General features: G+C 68.2%; 15 protein-coding genes. 10 read left to right on the plus strand and 5 right to left on the minus strand.

The features are described 5' to 3' along the window. Positions 1–148 precede the first annotated feature (148 nt). From C1925_RS05300 to C1925_RS05315, 4 genes are read right to left on the minus strand one after another with little or no spacing between them, the layout of a single operon-like run. On the minus strand, positions 149–676 hold the full coding sequence (locus C1925_RS05300; RefSeq protein ID WP_108767977.1) for a Slp family lipoprotein: 528 nt from the start codon (positions 674–676) through the stop codon (positions 149–151). Beyond that, entirely contained in the window at positions 673–2,622 is a 1,950-nt protein-coding gene (locus C1925_RS05305; protein ID WP_108767978.1) for a DUF3488 and transglutaminase-like domain-containing protein, read from the minus strand. Before C1925_RS05305 ends, C1925_RS05300 begins: the two co-directional genes overlap by 4 nt. Then, positions 2,615–3,559, minus strand: coding sequence for a DUF58 domain-containing protein (locus tag C1925_RS05310; protein WP_108767979.1), 945 nt, complete (start codon positions 3,557–3,559; stop codon positions 2,615–2,617). The genes C1925_RS05305 and C1925_RS05310 overlap by 8 nt, the downstream gene beginning before the upstream one ends. A 2-nt stretch (positions 3,560–3,561) precedes the next feature. Continuing rightward, positions 3,562–4,515 (minus strand): MoxR family ATPase, encoded by a 954-nt coding sequence (locus C1925_RS05315; protein ID WP_108770624.1) that lies wholly within the window; start codon positions 4,513–4,515, stop codon positions 3,562–3,564. A gap of 44 nt (positions 4,516–4,559) precedes the next feature. On the opposite strand from C1925_RS05315, the gene C1925_RS05320 reads away from it, so the two are divergent. Beyond that, complete coding sequence (locus C1925_RS05320) at positions 4,560–6,398, plus strand: glycosyltransferase family 39 protein (RefSeq protein WP_108767980.1); 1,839 nt, start codon at positions 4,560–4,562, stop codon at positions 6,396–6,398. Positions 6,399–6,535: 137 nt separating this feature from the next. Here C1925_RS05320 and C1925_RS05325 read toward each other — a convergent pair whose 3' ends face one another. Further along, on the minus strand, positions 6,536–7,108 hold the full coding sequence (locus C1925_RS05325; RefSeq protein WP_108767981.1) for a Maf family nucleotide pyrophosphatase: 573 nt from the start codon (positions 7,106–7,108) through the stop codon (positions 6,536–6,538). Positions 7,109–7,222: 114 nt separating this feature from the next. Here C1925_RS05325 and C1925_RS05330 point away from each other — a divergent pair, with 114 nt between their 5' ends. The 9 genes from C1925_RS05330 to C1925_RS05370 all read left to right on the plus strand — a co-directional run bounded on the left by C1925_RS05330 (position 7,223) and on the right by C1925_RS05370 (position 15,214). Beyond that, a complete protein-coding gene (locus tag C1925_RS05330) occupies positions 7,223–7,732 on the plus strand; it encodes a YceD family protein (RefSeq protein ID WP_108770625.1) in 510 nt (169 codons plus the stop codon). 116 nt (positions 7,733–7,848) lie between these two features. After that, positions 7,849–8,043, plus strand: a complete 195-nt coding sequence (gene rpmF / locus C1925_RS05335) for a 50S ribosomal protein L32 (protein WP_004154640.1) — start codon at positions 7,849–7,851, stop codon at positions 8,041–8,043. Positions 8,044–8,133: 90 nt separating this feature from the next. Further along, a complete protein-coding gene (locus C1925_RS05340) occupies positions 8,134–9,114 on the plus strand; it encodes a beta-ketoacyl-ACP synthase III (RefSeq protein WP_108767982.1) in 981 nt (326 codons plus the stop codon). 73 nt (positions 9,115–9,187) lie between these two features. Then, entirely contained in the window at positions 9,188–9,970 is a 783-nt protein-coding gene (locus C1925_RS05345) for a serine/threonine protein phosphatase (protein ID WP_108767983.1), read from the plus strand. 147 nt (positions 9,971–10,117) lie between these two features. After that, positions 10,118–11,062, plus strand: coding sequence for an ACP S-malonyltransferase (gene fabD / locus C1925_RS05350; RefSeq protein ID WP_108767984.1), 945 nt, complete (start codon positions 10,118–10,120; stop codon positions 11,060–11,062). An 81-nt stretch (positions 11,063–11,143) separates the two neighbouring features. Then, complete coding sequence (fabG, locus tag C1925_RS05355; RefSeq protein ID WP_079220844.1) at positions 11,144–11,887, plus strand: 3-oxoacyl-ACP reductase FabG; 744 nt, start codon at positions 11,144–11,146, stop codon at positions 11,885–11,887. 153 nt (positions 11,888–12,040) lie between these two features. Continuing rightward, positions 12,041–12,280: an acyl carrier protein gene (gene acpP / locus C1925_RS05360; protein ID WP_005415509.1), complete on the plus strand. Its 240-nt coding sequence runs from the start codon at positions 12,041–12,043 to the stop codon at positions 12,278–12,280. Positions 12,281–12,421: 141 nt separating this feature from the next. Next, positions 12,422–13,684: a beta-ketoacyl-ACP synthase II gene (fabF, locus tag C1925_RS05365; protein ID WP_108767985.1), complete on the plus strand. Its 1,263-nt coding sequence runs from the start codon at positions 12,422–12,424 to the stop codon at positions 13,682–13,684. Positions 13,685–13,849: 165 nt separating this feature from the next. Beyond that, on the plus strand, positions 13,850–15,214 hold the full coding sequence (locus C1925_RS05370) for an aminodeoxychorismate synthase component I (protein WP_108767986.1): 1,365 nt from the start codon (positions 13,850–13,852) through the stop codon (positions 15,212–15,214). The last annotated feature ends 98 nt before the right edge of the window (positions 15,215–15,312 follow it).

A 15,312-nucleotide genomic window follows, 5' to 3' on the forward strand; every position in this document is an offset into this window, starting at 1 on the left:
ATGGCTTCCGTGCCGACCAACGGTCGGCACCCACCGTGGATGGCGGTCGGCACCCACCGTGGGTGGTGGTCGGCACCCACCTTGGATGGTGCACCAGCAAAAAGGCCGCCCGAGGGCGGCCTTTTGCGTCACGCGGGACGTGGCAGGTTTACCACCAGCCCCAGCCGCGGTAACCGCCCCAGTACGGGCCCCACGGACCCGGGCCCCACGGGCTGTACGGGTAGGGCACGACATCGACCTGGCGCTGTTCCGGCCACAGGTAGATGACGTCGGCCGCCAGCTTGGGCAGGCGGTAGTCGTACTCGCCAATGCGGGTGTTGGCGTAGCCGTCGATCTTGCCGATGAAGGTCACGTCGCGACCGGCCTCGAACACCGCCGGATCATAGAAGCCGGCACGGCAGGCGATGAAGCGGCCGTCGCTGGCGTCGGACGAGGTCTGGTTCGGGCGGCCACTGCCATTGAGCGGGCGCGAGATGATCTGGAAGCAGGTCTCGCCCTGGCCGGGCTGGGTTTCGATGATGCGGCCACCCCAGCGAACGGGGGTGCCCACCTGCTGGGTGGCAACCGAGTCGCGCGGGGAAACCACGCTGAACTGACCCTGCAGCGGCTTGGGGGCCGTGGCGCAGGCCGACAGGGCCAGGGCGGCCACGGCGGTGAGAAGGAACTTGGTGTTCATGAAGTAGCTCCGGAAGTCGGGCGATGCCTGCGCAGGTCCCGCAATAATGGGGCGAGCTCGGTACGAGTGCCAGCGTAGCGCGCTTCGGCGAAACGCTGGCTGAGTGCGATGAGGGCAGGATCGGGGCGCTGGGCATGGACCCGCTGGGCCCAGGCCAGGGCGGGTTCGTGCGGCTCGCGGGCCAGCCCCAGCCGTGCGTAGCGGCGGCCCAGCCGGTGCCAGGCGCGCAGCAGCGGGTCGCGCTCGCGTTCGCCACGGGCCAGCAGCCAGGCCATCCAGCCCATCGCCAGCAGGGCGGTGGCCACGAAGCCGGCCAGCAGCTGGCCGGGCTTCAGCTCATCCAGGCCCAGCGGCTGCAGCAGCTGCTGCTGGCGGCGCGCGTCGAAGGACAGCACCAGGTCGTTCCAGCCACGGCGCAGCCAATCGCCGATCTGACCGGCCTGCAGCCAGCGCTGCTGCAGGTCGAGGTCGGCGCCGGCCGGCAGCCGGTCTTCCAGCGTGTCGAGGATGCGCTCGGGTGCCACTGCCGCGGTCGGGTCCACCCGCACCCAGCCACGCTGGGGCAGCCAGACTTCGGCCCAGGCGTGGGCGTCCATGCGCCGCACGACCCAGTAGTTGCCGAGCCGGTTGCGGGTGCCGCCGGCAAAGCCGGTCACCACGCGCGCGGGGATGCCGGCGTTGCGCATCAGCACCACGAAGGCCGAACTGAAGTGCTGGCAGAAGCCGGCCTTGTAGTCGAACAGGAACGCGTCCACCGGGTCGCGCCCGGCCGCTGGGGTGTCCAGCGTGTAGGAGAAATCCGCGGTGATCCAGTCCAGGGCGCGGCGGACGACGGCGGCATCGTCGTCGCCGGCTTCCTGCCGCCATTGCCGGGCCAGCGCTGCCGTGCGCGGGTTGAAGTTGGCCGGCAGCTGCAGCGCCGCACGCCGCTGGTAGGGCGAGAGCTCGGCATCGAAGCGCGTCGCCGGTGCCGAGTGCAGGCGCCAGCGGGTCAGTGCGGAGAGCGGGCGCTGGCTGGCCAGGCTCATCTCAGAGTTGAGCGCGGTGCCTTCCGGGGCAGCCGTGGGCAGGTCCAGCGCCACCAGCAGGCGGCGGTCGGTGGGCTCGTAGTCGATCTGGTAGTCCCAGCCCGGGCCTTCGTGGGTCACCTGCGCTGGTCGGCGGTAGTCGGTGTTGCGGTCACGCGTCCAGACGTGGCCATCGAAGCGGGTCAGCACCGGACCACGCCAGTAGCGCTGCTCCGGCTGCGGCACGGGGCCGAAGAACTGCACGCGCAGTGCCGGGGTGTCATCGGCCATCAGGTCCAGCCACTTGTCCGGCTCCATCGAGTCGGACAGGCCGGGGGTACCGACCGCGCGTTCGGGCACGCCCCACAGCGGCGAGGACAGCCGCGGGAACAGCCAGAAGCAGGCCAGGGCCAGGGGCAGGCCGATCAACAGCAGGCGGCCGACGCCGCGCAGCTGGCCGGGCAGGGGCAGCGCCGCGCTGCGGCCTTCGTTGTGGGCCAGCCGCTGCAGGGCGAGCAGGCTGCTGATGCCGGCCAGTGCGGCCAGCAGCGTGGTCAGGGGCCCCTGGTCGAGCAGGAAGGCGGCAAACGGGCCGAACAGGGCGAAGCCGAGCAGGCTGCGTGCATCACGCACGCTGCGCAGTTCGCTGGATTTGATCGCCAGCATCGCTGCCAGCAGTGCGCAGCCGGTATCGCGCCCGGGCCGCACCGCGCCCATCTGCCAGACGATGGCGCCCAGCATGGCCAGCACCAGCAGCAGGCGCACCGGCATCGGCAGCACGCCTCGCAGCGACAACGCAGCGGTCGCCAGGCCGGCCACCGCGATCAGCGCGGCCAGCGCGCTGGGCAGCTGCAGCAGCAGCGGCAGCAGCGCCAGCGCGGCGCTGGCCAGGGTCCAGTTGCGCGCGTTGCGGTCCAGCAGGGGGGCGGGCTCAGTCATGGGGCATCAGCGCCAGTGCGCGCAGGCACGCATGATGGTGGCTCGCGCCTTGACCGGGGCCGAGCGCGGGCTGCAAGGGCAGCAGCAGGGTGTAGCGTCGGCCTTCGCGCTCGGCGCTGTCGACCCAGCGCGCCAGGCGCGAGATGCGCGCTTCCGTCGGCAGGGTGGAGAGCGCGCGCCAATCCAGCACCACTTCGATGCCGACCGGCTTTTCGTATTCGCGCACCAGCAGCGTGTCGCGGCGTGCCGAATGCTTCCATGCGATGCTGCGCGGCGGGTCGCCTGCGCGATAGGGGCGCAGCTGGTGCAGCTCCTCGCCGCTGGCGTGGGCGCGGGTGTGCAGCAGGTCGCTGCCCTGTTCGGGCAATGACGGCGCCACAGCCTCGGCCACCGGGTGCACCAGCAGCGGTTGTTCCGGCCACACCCAGGACCACGCGCGCACCAGGCCCAGCGGCTGGGTGCTGGACAGGCGGATGCGCGGAAGGTCGAGCCAGCCGCGCCGCTCGGTGGGCACGTCCAGCTCCACTTCACCACGGCCCTGTGCGGGCAGGTCGGTCCAGGCCTGGCTGTCGCCGACCTGCAGTTCCAGACCGTGGCGTGGCCGCGGGTCGCGCAGCGACAGGTCGACGCGCAGGCGCAGCGGCTGGCCCGCCGGCACCGGCTCGGCCGAGATGGCGTCGATCTGCACGCCCGACAGCTGCAGGTGGGCGGCGATGGCGCTGGCGATGGCGGCCGCCGCCAGCAGCAGGGCCAGCAGCATGGCCGGGTTGTTGTTGTAGTTCAGCGCGCCCAGCAGCATCGCCGACAGCAGCAGGGCCACGAACAGGCCGAAGCGCGTGGGCAGCACGTAGATGCGCCGGCGGTCGAGCCGCTGCGGCAGGGCTTCGGGCGTGCGCGGACGCGCCAGGCGAAGCAGGCGTGAGCCGCGTGCGGGCATCCTCAATCCACCGCGACGGTCTGCAGGATGGCGCGCGCCAGCGCCGGACCCGTGCTCGATTCGGACTCGCCCACCAGACGGTGGCCGGCCACGGCGACGAACAGGGTCTGCACGTCTTCGGGTACCACGTGGCCGCGGCCGAGCAGCAGCGCGTGGGCCTTGGCTGCGCGCAGCAGGGCCAGGCCGGCACGTGGCGACAGACCCACGCGCACGCCGGCATGCTGGCGGCTGCGGGTCAGCAGGGCCTGCACGTAGTCCACGAGCGCGTCGCTGACGTGGATCTGGCCGACCGCTTCACGCAGCTGACGCACCTGGTTGTCATCCAGCTGCGGCACGGCGCGCGCGATCAGATCGCGGCGGTCGGTGCCGCGCAGCAGCTCGCGTTCGGCCTGCGGGCTGGGGTAGCCCATCGCCAGCCGCAGCAGGAAGCGGTCCAGCTGCGAATCGGGCAGCGGGAACGTACCGGACAGATCGACCGGATTCTGCGTGGCGATCACGAAGAACGGGTCGGGCAGCGGATGGGTCTGCCCGTCCAGCGTCACCTGCTGTTCGGCCATCGCTTCCAGCAAGGCGCTCTGCGTGCGTGGCGGTGCGCGGTTGATCTCATCGGCCAGCAGCACGTGCGAGAACACCGGGCCGGGATGGAACTGGAACTGGCGCGTGCCGGCGTCATACACCGATACGCCGAGCACATCGGCCGGCAGCAGGTCGGAGGTGAACTGCACGCGCTGGAAGCTCAGCCCCAGGCTGCTGGCCAGTGCATGGGCCAGCGTGGTCTTGCCCAGGCCTGGCAGATCTTCGATGAGCAGATGGCCACCGGACAGCAGGGCGACGAAAGCCAGCCTGACTTCCGGCACCTTGCCGAGCACCAGGGCATTGACCTGATCCTGTGCCTCCCGCAGGGCCTGGCGCAGTTGATCGGTTAGCATGCTGGGCATGGGGGACGGAGCTGGCATGTTCGTCTCACGTTCGGGAACCATTCGATTCTATCCATAGAGCAATGCAGGGCGAACAGCGCGCACGTACGATTTTTCTCTGGTTATGGACGCTGGTCACAGCGGCCAAGCTGCTCGTGGCCGCGCGTCTGCCCCTGTTCGTGGACGAGGCGTTCTATTGGCAGGAAGGCCAGCACCTGGCGGCGGCGTACTCCGACCTGCCGGGATTGACCGCGTGGCTGGCGCGCGTGGGCGTGGAAATCGGCGGCCAGCACGTGCTGGCACTGCGTCTGCCGTTCCTGGCCATCGGCGCACTGCTGCCGTTGCTGGTCGCGCGTGTCGCCACGCGCTGGTTCGGCAACGTGGCCGGCTGGCAGGCGGGCAGCCTGACCCTGCTGATGCCGTTGTCGGCCACGCTGGGCCTGTTGGCCGTGCCCGATGTGCCGATGGCACTGGCCGCGGTGCTGTGCCTCGATGCCGGTGCACGCCTGCTGCGCAGCGTCGATGCGTCGTCCGCGATCAAGCTGGGCCTGGGCCTGCTGATCGGTGCGCTCAGCCACTACCGCTTCATCGGCGTGATCGGTGTCGGCTTCATCGCGCTGCTGGTGTTGCCGCAGGGACGGCGCATGCTGGCTGATCCGCGCGTGTGGGTGGCGCTGGCAGTGGGTGTATTGGCGTGGTTGCCGCTGCTGGCGTGGAATGCCGACAACCATGATGCCGGCCTGAAATTCCAGGTGGTCGAGCGCCATCCCTGGGCGTTTGAATGGCGCGGGATGTGGTTCCTGGTGATCCAGCCGATGCTGGTCACGCCCATCCTGTGCATCGCGATGTGGAAGGTGGCGTTGGCCGGTACGCGCAGCGGCGGTGGCGCGCGCACGCAGTGGCGCTACTTCGGCCTGGTCGGCGGCGTGTCAACGCTGAGCATTTTCCTGCTGGGCTTCTTCACCGATGTCGAGCGCATCAGCTTCCACTGGCCGCTGCCGGGCTACCTGGCGCTGCTGGTGGCGGTGCCGGTGGTGCTCAACGGCTGGCCGCGCTGGCTGCGCCGCACCGGCTGGTGGCTGGCCGGCATCGGCATGACACTGGCGTTCGGCTATTACCTGGTGGCGTCGACGCCGTCGCTGCGCGAACAGCTGGCCGGTGACAAGTACTACCCGCGCAACTTCGCCGGCTGGGAACCGCTGGCGGCCGCCGTACGCGACGAACTGCAGCAGATGCCGGAAGGCACACGCGTGCTGGCCGGCAACTTCAAGGTGGGTGCCGAGCTCGGCTTCCAGCTCGGCGACGGCAACATCACGGTGCTGCCGCACCCGCTCAACGACAAGCACGGGCGCACCGCGCAGCTGGCGCAGTGGGGCCTAGTACACGAGGGCGAGCGCAGCGGACCGATGCTGCTGGTGCTGTCGCCCAGCGATCAGCGTTTCCGTGACCTGGTGCCGCGCTACCACGCGGTGTGCGCGCAGGTGGGACCGCTGCCGCCGCCGAAGGTGGTCAGCAACGATCATGGTTTCCAGCGCTTCCTGTTGTTCCGCCTGCCTGCGCAGCGCGCCGAAGGCGAGTGCGTGACGCCGGCCGTCGCCTATCTCGATTCGCCAGGCAATGGCGAAGCGGTGTCGGGCATGCTGGCGGTGAAGGGCTGGGCGTTCAAGGACGGCATCGGCCTGGCGCGCGTGGAAGTGCTGGTGGACGGCAAGCCGGTGGGCGATGCGGAGTACGGTCGCGAGCTCGACATCCGCCCGTTGTGGCCGATGTCCAATGATCCGCAGCACCCGAATGCCGGCTTTGATGCCAGCGTCGATATGCAGGCGCTGTCACCCGGCCGGCATTGGCTGGGCCTGCGGTTGCATGGCCGCGATGGCAGCGTGGAAGACTGGCAGGAGCAGCCGTTCGAGGTGGAGCGGTAAGCCGTCCATGTAGAGTCGAGCCATGCTCGACTGCTCTTCGCTCTTGGTGTAGCCGAGCGTGGGCTCGGCTCTACAGAGCAGAAGCAGTCGAGCATGGCTCGACTCTACAAAACAGCAGCGCAGCCGAGCGTGGTGGCTTACGGCACGGCGAAGCCGGCCCGGCGCAGCAGTCCGCACAGCGCGATCAGCGGCAGCCCGACCAGGGCAGTGGGGTCGCGGTTGTCGATGGCTTCGAACAGGCTGATGCCCAGGCCTTCGCACTTGAAGCTGCCGGCGCAGTCCAGCGGCTGCTCTGCGGCCACGTAGCGGGCGATCTCCTGCGCCTGCAGCGGGCGGAAGCGCACTTCGGTCAGGTCCATGGCCGCGAACGATTCTCCATCGCGCGTGAGACTGATCGCGGTATGGAAGCGCACCGTCTGCCCGGCCATTGCCGCCAGCTGGGCGCAGGCGGCCTCGACCGTGCCTGGCTTGCCCAGCGGCTGGCCGTTCAGGTCCGCAACCTGGTCCGAGCCGATCACCCAGGCGCCGGGGTGGCGCGCGGCGACCTCGGCGGCCTTGGCAGCCGCCAGCCTCCCGGCCAGGGCCAGCGGGGCTTCGCCGGCCTGCGGGGTCTCGTCCACCGCCGGGCTTGCGCAGTCGAAGGGCAGGCCGAGGCGCTGCAGCAGCTCGCGCCGGTAGCGGGAGGTGGAGGCCAGAAGCAGGGCAGTCATGCGACAATTCCGGGGCAGGGCGCGGCAGTCTGGCCCGGCGCCGAGGCTGCCAGCAAGCCCCTGTATGGCGGGCATTTGACAGCGGCGGTCCCGATCCTTAGTATTCAGCGGCTTATGTCCGCGAACGTGCCCGAAACGCTGGATGCTTGGCGGATGGTCGTAGCGCGAAGGCGCTTCGACGGCCAGGTCTCTTTGGCTGATTTGACTCGCCTGCAAGGGTTGGTCGCCGATACCGACGGTGAGTGCAATTACTCGCTTGAATTCGGTCGCGACGACGTCTTGCGGGTATCCTATGTGGAACTGACCATCGATACCGCGTTGCCGCTGACCTGTCAGCGCAGCATGCAGCGATTCCTGTTGCCGGTGAAGATGACCCAGAGGCTTGGCCTGATCCGCGACGAGGACGAGGAATCGTCCCTGCCCGAGGAGTACGAGGCGTTGCTGGTGCCGGAAGATGGGCAGCTGCGTCCGCTGGACCTGGTCGAAGATGAATTGGTGCTGGCGGTACCCGTGGTACCGCTGTCGCCGGACGGTGAGGCAGTCAACAGGGACTGGGCACCGACCGAAGAAGAAACGAAGCAGGCCAACCCGTTTGCGGCGTTGGCGGCACTGAAGAAAGAGTAAAAGCATTAGCAGCCGGATTGTCGTCGGCGGCTGCGGCGAAAGCGAAAGTGTGCTGGGCGCTGGCGTCCTGCGCGACGATACGACGAAGCAAATCGAACCGAGTTTGGAGCAATCCCATGGCTGTCCAGAAATCCCGTGTCACCCCGTCCCGCCGCGGTATGCGCCGTGCGCATGACGCCCTGAGCGCCAAGCAGCTGTCGACCGACCCGACCACCGGCGAAGTGCACCTGCGTCACCACATCACTGCTGACGGTTTCTACCGCGGCAAGAAGGTCATCCAGACCAAGACCTCGGCCGTCGAAGAAGATTGATGTGCCGGAAGGCCGCTGCCCCAGGGCAGCGGCCTTTGCCTTCTTCCCCGGGCATGCCGGTGATCGGCAGCCTGCGCAACAGGAAACATGATGAGCAAGCGGATCTACTCGAGGATCGCGGGCACCGGTAGCTATTTGCCGGAAAAAGTCCTGACCAACGCCGACCTGGAAAAAATGGTCGAAACCTCGGACGAGTGGATCCAGTCGCGCACCGGTATTCGTGAACGGCACATCGCGGCCGAAGGCGAAACCACCAGCGACCTCGGCTACCACGCCGCGGTGCGTGCGCTTGAAGCGGCCGGTATCGACGCTTCGCAGCTCGACATGATCGTGGTCGGTACGACCACGCCTGACCTTATTTTCCCGTCCACCGCGTGCCTGATCCAGGCCAAGCTCGGTGCGTCGGGCTGCCCCGCCTTCGACGTCAACGCGGCCTGCTCGGGCTTCGTGTTCGCGCTCAGCGTGGCCGACAAGTTCATCCGTTCCGGTGATGCCCGCTACGTGCTGGTCATCGGCGCCGAAACGCTCACCCGCATCGTCGACTGGGAAGACCGCACCACCTGCGTGCTGTTCGGCGACGGTGCCGGCGCGGTCGTGCTCAAGGCCGACGAAGAAACCGGCATCCTCAGCACCCACCTGCATTCCGATGGCAGCAAGAAAGAGCTGCTGTGGAACCCGGTCGGCGTGTCGGTCGGTTTCAAGGATGGCAGCGGCAATGGCGGCGGCACCATCAACATGAAGGGCAACGACGTGTTCAAGTACGCCGTCAAGGCGCTGGACTCGGTCGTGGACGAAACCCTGGAGGCCAACGGCCTGGGCAAGTCCGACCTGGATTGGCTGATCCCGCACCAGGCCAACCTGCGCATCATCGAAGCCACCGCCAAGCGGCTGGACATGTCGATGGACCAGGTCGTGGTCACCGTCGACCGCCACGGCAACACCTCCTCCGGCTCGGTGCCGCTGGCGCTGGACGCCGCGGTGCGTTCGGGCAAGGTCGAGCGCGGCCAGCTGCTGCTGCTGGAAGCCTTCGGTGGCGGCTTCACGTGGGGTTCGGCCCTGCTGCGCTATTGATAGCGTAGTTACGACAAAGTGAAGTCTGTCGTTACGGCCCCTCTGGGGCCGTAACGCGTTCAGGAGATCCGTCATGGTTGAGCCCATCGTCATCGAAGGGCAGCGCGCCTGGCTGAAGCAGTACGGCAAGGGAAGCCGCGCATTCGCCTTGGGCCTGCTCAATTTCATTGCCCGCCGCTTCCACCTCGATGCCCTGCGTCCGCCGCCGCACCGCGGGGGCGATGCCGCGCGCGAGACCGAAGCGCGTCGCCTGGGCGAGCTGCATGCGCAGGGCGTGAACGTGCCCGAAGTGATCGGCAGCGGCCACGCCGCGCTGGTGATCGGCGACAACGGCGGTTCCTTCAATACCTGTCTGCGCGAAGCCGATGACGCCGGTCGTGACCGGCTGGTGGCCGCCGCAATGAAGGCCCTCGCCGAAGCCCATGCCCGTGGCGCCTATTTCGGCCAGCCGGTGCCGCGCAACCTCACCTGGGACGGCCAGAACGTGGGCTTCATCGATTTCGAGGAAGACCCGCTGGAAGTGATGGACCTGGCCGAAGCGCAGGCACGTGACTGGCTGATGTTCGGCTATGGCGTGGCCAAGTATTACGCCGACCGCCCGCAGCACCTGCAGGCGATGATGGCCGAGGCCATGGATGGTGTGCAGGCGCCGGTACGCGCGCACGTGCATTCGGTCAGTGGCCGGCTGCAGGGCCTGGCCCGCGTGTGCATGAAGCTGGGCCGCTCGGCGCGCGCGCTGGCGCAATCGATCTTCATCACCCATGGCGCCACCACGCTGGGCCTGATCATGGTGGTGGGGCTGTGCGTGGACTGGTTCGCCGATGGCGAGCTCGACATCCTGCAGCTGTTCTGCTGATCGGGGCAGGGGTCAGAGCCCTTTTCCATGGGAAAAGGGATCCGACCCCGTCGTGGGTCCATACGCCCTGCATACGCGCACGTACAGACGACACGGGGGATTCGCCCTTATCATGGCCCGCTTCGATTGCAACAAGCGGATGACCGCGTGACCGTATCCACCCTCGCATTTGTCTTCCCCGGTCAGGGCTCGCAGTCCGTGGGCATGCTGGCCGAGCTGGCCGAGCTGCACCCGCAGGTGCGTGAAGCCTTCACCGAAGCATCCGATGGTGCCGGCGTCGACCTGTGGGCGCTGTCCCAGGGTGGCCCGGAGGAAATGCTCAACCGTACCGAATACACCCAGCCGGCCCTGCTGGCGGCGAGCATCGGCGCGTGGCGCGCCTGGAACGCCGTCGGCGGTCCGCGCCCGTCGGTGCTGGCCGGCCACAGCCTGGGCGAATACACCGCCCTGGTCGCTGCTGGCGCGCTGAGCCTGCATGACGGTGCGCACCTGGTGCGCCTGCGCGGCCAGCTGATGCAGGAAGCCGCGCCGGCCGGCGTCGGTGCCATGGCCGCCGTGCTCGGTGCCGAAGACCAGCTGGTGCTGGACGTCTGCGCCGAAGCCGCTGGCAGCCAGGTGGTGGTGCCGGCCAACTTCAACTCGCCGGGCCAGATCGTCATCGGTGGCGACGCCGCCGCGGTCGACCGTGCGCTGGCGCTGTTGGCCGAAAAGGGCGTGCGCAAGGCGGTGAAGCTGGCCGTCAGCGTGCCCTCGCACACCCCGTTGATGCGCGAAGCCGCCAACCGCCTGGCCGAAGTGATGGCCGGCCTGTCCTGGCAGGCGCCGCAGCTGCCGGTGGTGCAGAACGTCGATGCCAAGGTGCACGACGGCGTCGACGCCATCCGTACCGCGCTGGTGCAGCAGCTGTACCAGCCGGTGCAGTGGACCGGTTGCGTGCAGGCCCTGGCCGCCCGTGGCATCACCCAGATCGCCGAATGCGGTCCGGGCAAGGTGCTCACCGGCCTGGTCAAGCGCATCGACAAGGCAATCGACGGCCGTCCCCTGGCCACCCCGGGCGACTTCGAAGGCGCCCGCGAGGCGTGGTCGGCCTGATCCCCCTGTTCCTGCCGACCGTGCCGGTGGCCGCTGCAAGCGGCACGGGCGCGGTCGCTGCCCACGTCTGAGGACAACATCATGAGCAAGCCCCTGCAGGGTGAAATCGCACTGGTCACTGGCGCCAGCCGTGGCATTGGTGCCGCCATTGCCGATCTGCTGGCCGCCCAGGGCGCCACCGTCATCGGCACCGCCACCACCGAATCCGGCGCTGCCGCGATCGGCGAACGCCTGGCGGCCCACGGCGGCCACGGCCGCGCGCTGAACGTCACCGACGCCGCCGCGCTGGACAGCGTGCTGGACGGCATCGCCAAGGAATTCGGCGCGATCTCGATCCTGGTCAACAACGCCGGCATCACCCGCGACAACCTGCTGATGCGCATGAAGGAAGACGATTGGGCGTCGATCATCGACACCAACCTGACCAGCGTGTTCCGCACCAGCAAGGCGGTCATGCGCGGCATGATGAAGGCACGCAAGGGCCGCATCATCAACATCGCATCGGTGGTGGGCGTGACCGGCAATGCCGGCCAGGCCAACTACGCCGCTGCCAAGGCCGGCATCATCGGTTTCAGCAAGTCGCTGGCCAAGGAAATCGGCTCGCGCGGCGTCACCGTCAATGTCGTCGCCCCCGGCTTCATCGATACCGACATGACCAAGGCGCTGCCGGAAGAAGCCCGCACCGCCCTGATCAACGATATCGCCCTCGAACGCCTCGGTTCGCCGGAAGACATCGCCCATGCGGTGGCCTTCCTGGCCAGCCCGGCGGCCGGCTACATCACCGGCGAAACCCTCCATGTGAACGGCGGCATGTACATGCCGTAAGCAAGGGGCGCATGGATTGCGCCGCAAGTGGTTGATCTGCGAGGTTTTTTGCATGCATGCAAGGCCCCGCCGGTTTCCACTACACTATCCCACGGCCATCGCCATCCGATGGCGATCACTTTTGAACCACTACTCCATCTGGAGCGATACCCCATGAGCACCATCGAAGAACGCGTCAAGAAAATCGTCGTCGAACAGCTTGGCGTCAAGGAAGAAGAAGTCACCAACAGCGCATCGTTCGTCGATGACCTGGGCGCTGACTCGCTGGACACCGTTGAGCTGGTGATGGCCCTGGAAGAAGAGTTCGAGTGCGAGATCCCGGACGAAGAAGCCGAGAAGATCAGCACCGTGCAGGCCGCCATCGACTACATCAAGGCCCACGTCAAGGCCTGATGTCAGACGGCAGTGCGCGCGCGGGTTCCGCTCGCCGCGCACCGCACCCCATGGGGCCGCAGTTGCGGCCCCGTGTGTTTGAGCATCACATCGAAGCAAACCGAGTTGCCCGTTGACATCATCGGGTCAGGAGAATCAGCAATGAAGCGTCGCGTCGTCGTAACCGGCCTGGGTATCGTCTCGCCGTTGGGCAATGATCTGGCCAGCAGCTGGGAAGGCATCACCCATGGTCGTTCGGGCATCGGTCCGCTGACCAACGTTTCTGATGCCTACCTGGATCGGTTCACCACCAAGATTGCAGGTGAGGTCAAAGGCTTTGACATCACCGCCGACAACGAACTGTTCGGCAAGTACCGGGTCAGCGGCAAGGATGCCAAGAAGATGGACCCGTTCATCCATTACGGCCTCGGTGCCTCCTTCATGGCCCTGCACGATGCGGGCCTGGACATCACCGAAGCCAATGCCGAGCGCATCGGCGCCATCGTCGGCGCCGGCATCGGCGGCCTGCTGGGCATCGAAGAGCAGACCATCGATTTCCACGAGGGCAAGAAGATCTCGCCCTTCTACGTGCCCAAGACCATCATCAACATGCTGCCGGGCCAGCTGAGCATCATCACCGGCCTGAAGGGTCCGTCGTTCTCGGCGGTCTCGGCGTGCGCGACCTCGAACCATTCGATCGGTACCGCGATGCGCATGATCCAGTACGGCGATGCCGACGTGATGGTGGCCGGTGGCGCCGAGCGTGGCTCCTCGCCGACCGCGCTGGGCGGCTTCTGCGCGATGAAGGCCATGAGCACCCGCAACGATGCCCCGGAACAGGCCTCGCGCCCGTGGGACAAGGACCGCGACGGCTTCGTGCTGGGTGACGGTGCCGGCATCCTGGTGCTGGAAGAGTATGAACACGCCAAGGCCCGCGGCGCGAAGATCTACTGCGAACTGGCCGGCTTCGGCGCCAGCTCCGACGCGTACCACATGACCGCCCCGAGCGAGAACGGCGAAGGCGCTGCCCGTTGCATGGCCATGGCCATGCGCGATGCCGGCGTGACCCCGGATCAGGTCGGTTACCTCAATGCACACGGCACCTCCACGCCGCTGGGCGACCTGGGCGAAACCATGGCCATGAAGGCCGCCTTCGGCGACCACGCCTACAAGATGATGGTCAGCTCCACCAAGTCGATGACCGGCCACCTGCTGGGTGCCGCCGGCGGCGTGGAAGCGATCTTCTCGGTGATGGCGCTGCAGGACAACGTCATTCCGCCGACCATCAACCTGGAACAGCCGGGCGAAGGCTGCGACCTGGATTACGTGCCCAACGAAGCACGCCAGGCCAAGGTCGACGTGGTGATGTCGAATGGTTTTGGCTTCGGTGGCACCAACGGCACGCTGATCTTCAAGCGCGTCTGACCGGTGAGGTAGAGTCGACCGTTGGTCGACTGCCTTTCGATCCGCCGCAATGATCGCTGATGGGAAAGCAGTCGACTGACAGTCGACTCTACCTGTCGGCATCCGGAGCAACACGGAGCCGCCGCAAGGCGGCTTCCGTGCATCTGAACCCCCGAACTGGCCGCCATGACCCACGCCCCGCTGATCCACCCGCTGCCGCACCCGATCGACCTGCTGGCCCTGCAGCAGCACGACCCGGCGCGCTTCCCGCTGCTGATGGAATCCACCGCCTCGGGCACCGCCCAGGGCCGCTGGAGCCTGCTGCTGGCCGCGCAGGGCGACTGCCTGCGGCTGGACGCTGACGGCCAGGTGCGCGACCAGCACGACGTCGCGCAGCCGGGCAGCTTCCTGCAGGTGCTGGACCGCGCCTGGCAGGCCGCGCGCCTGCCGCATGACGGCAGCCACAGCCTGCCGTTCCGCGGTGGCTGGGCGCTGATGCTCGATTACGAAGTGGCCAGCCAGATTGAAACCGTGCTGCCGGCGCGTGCGCGCGATGACGGCCGCCCAACCGCGCTGGCCCTGCGCTGCCCGGCGGCGCTCCTGCACGACCACGAGAACGACGCCAGCTTCGTCATCGCCGAAGCCGGCGAGCAGGCCCTGCTGGACGCGCTGGTGGCGCAGGCCTCGGCCGCGCTGCCCGAAGCAGGGCAGGGCTGGCAGCCGCCGCAGTCGGTGGGCGAGGACGCGCCGCAGCGCTTCACCGATGGTGTGCGCCGGGTGATCGAGTACTTGCGTGCCGGTGACGTGTTCCAGGTGAACCTGTCGCGGCGCTGGAGCGCGCAGTTCGCCGCGCCGGTCAGCCCGCAGGCGCTGTACGCACAGCTGCGCCGCGCCAATCCCGCGCCGTTCGCCGGCCTGTTCACCGCGCACGGCCGCCACGTGGTCAGCTCCTCGCCCGAACGGCTGGTGTCGGTGCATGCCGGCCACGCGCAGACCCGGCCGATTGCCGGCACCCGCCCGCGCTTCGAAGGCGACGACGATGCCGCGCGCATCCAGGAACTGGTCGGCCACCCCAAGGAGCGCGCCGAGCACGTGATGCTGATCGACCTGGAGCGCAACGACCTGGGCCGCATCTGCCTGCCCGGCACCGTGGTCGTCGACGAACTGATGACCGTGGAAAGCTATGCCCACGTGCACCACATCGTCAGCAACGTCAGCGGCCACCTGCGCCCCGAGGTCACCCCGGGCGAGGTGATCGCCGCGACCTTCCCGGGCGGCACCATCACCGGCTGCCCCAAGGTGCGCTGCATGCAGATCATCAGCGAGCTGGAACAGGTGCCGCGCGGCGCCTACACCGGCGCCTTCGGCTGGCTGAACCGCGATGGCGACCTGGACCTGAACATCCTCATCCGCACCGCCGAAGTGGACGGGCACGAAGTGAGCTTCCGCACCGGCGCCGGCATCGTGGTCGACTCGGACCCGGACAAGGAACTGGACGAGACCCGCGCCAAGGCCCGCGGCCTGCTGCGGGCGCTGGGCCAGCAGGGGTAACCGGATCCCCGGTGGGGCCGGTCATGGATTGTGGTGGGTGCCGACCGTTGGTCGGCACGGACGCCTCCACGGCCGGTCATCCACGCATGGCGTGGCTC

It is taken from the genome of Stenotrophomonas sp. SAU14A_NAIMI4_5 (assembly GCF_003086795.1).
Classification (GTDB): domain Bacteria; phylum Pseudomonadota; class Gammaproteobacteria; order Xanthomonadales; family Xanthomonadaceae; genus Stenotrophomonas.

What these genes read in the sequence shown, in the direction of transcription:
- C1925_RS05315 (WP_108770624.1), bottom strand. Translation starts at nt 4,515, where the DNA reads ATGCCAGCTCCGTCCCCCATGCCCAGCATGCTAACCGATCAACTGCGC.
- C1925_RS05330 (WP_108770625.1), top strand. Translation starts at nt 7,223, where the DNA reads ATGTCCGCGAACGTGCCCGAAACGCTGGATGCTTGGCGGATGGTCGTA.
- C1925_RS05370 (WP_108767986.1), top strand. Translation starts at nt 13,850, where the DNA reads ATGACCCACGCCCCGCTGATCCACCCGCTGCCGCACCCGATCGACCTG.
- fabG (WP_079220844.1), top strand. Translation starts at nt 11,144, where the DNA reads ATGAGCAAGCCCCTGCAGGGTGAAATCGCACTGGTCACTGGCGCCAGC.
- C1925_RS05305 (WP_108767978.1), bottom strand. Translation starts at nt 2,622, where the DNA reads ATGACTGAGCCCGCCCCCCTGCTGGACCGCAACGCGCGCAACTGGACC.
- fabF (WP_108767985.1), top strand. Translation starts at nt 12,422, where the DNA reads ATGAAGCGTCGCGTCGTCGTAACCGGCCTGGGTATCGTCTCGCCGTTG.
- C1925_RS05310 (WP_108767979.1), bottom strand. Translation starts at nt 3,559, where the DNA reads ATGCCCGCACGCGGCTCACGCCTGCTTCGCCTGGCGCGTCCGCGCACG.
- C1925_RS05300 (WP_108767977.1), bottom strand. Translation starts at nt 676, where the DNA reads ATGAACACCAAGTTCCTTCTCACCGCCGTGGCCGCCCTGGCCCTGTCG.
- C1925_RS05320 (WP_108767980.1), top strand. Translation starts at nt 4,560, where the DNA reads ATGCAGGGCGAACAGCGCGCACGTACGATTTTTCTCTGGTTATGGACG.
- acpP (WP_005415509.1), top strand. Translation starts at nt 12,041, where the DNA reads ATGAGCACCATCGAAGAACGCGTCAAGAAAATCGTCGTCGAACAGCTT.
- rpmF (WP_004154640.1), top strand. Translation starts at nt 7,849, where the DNA reads ATGGCTGTCCAGAAATCCCGTGTCACCCCGTCCCGCCGCGGTATGCGC.
- C1925_RS05345 (WP_108767983.1), top strand. Translation starts at nt 9,188, where the DNA reads ATGGTTGAGCCCATCGTCATCGAAGGGCAGCGCGCCTGGCTGAAGCAG.
- C1925_RS05325 (WP_108767981.1), bottom strand. Translation starts at nt 7,108, where the DNA reads ATGACTGCCCTGCTTCTGGCCTCCACCTCCCGCTACCGGCGCGAGCTG.
- C1925_RS05340 (WP_108767982.1), top strand. Translation starts at nt 8,134, where the DNA reads ATGAGCAAGCGGATCTACTCGAGGATCGCGGGCACCGGTAGCTATTTG.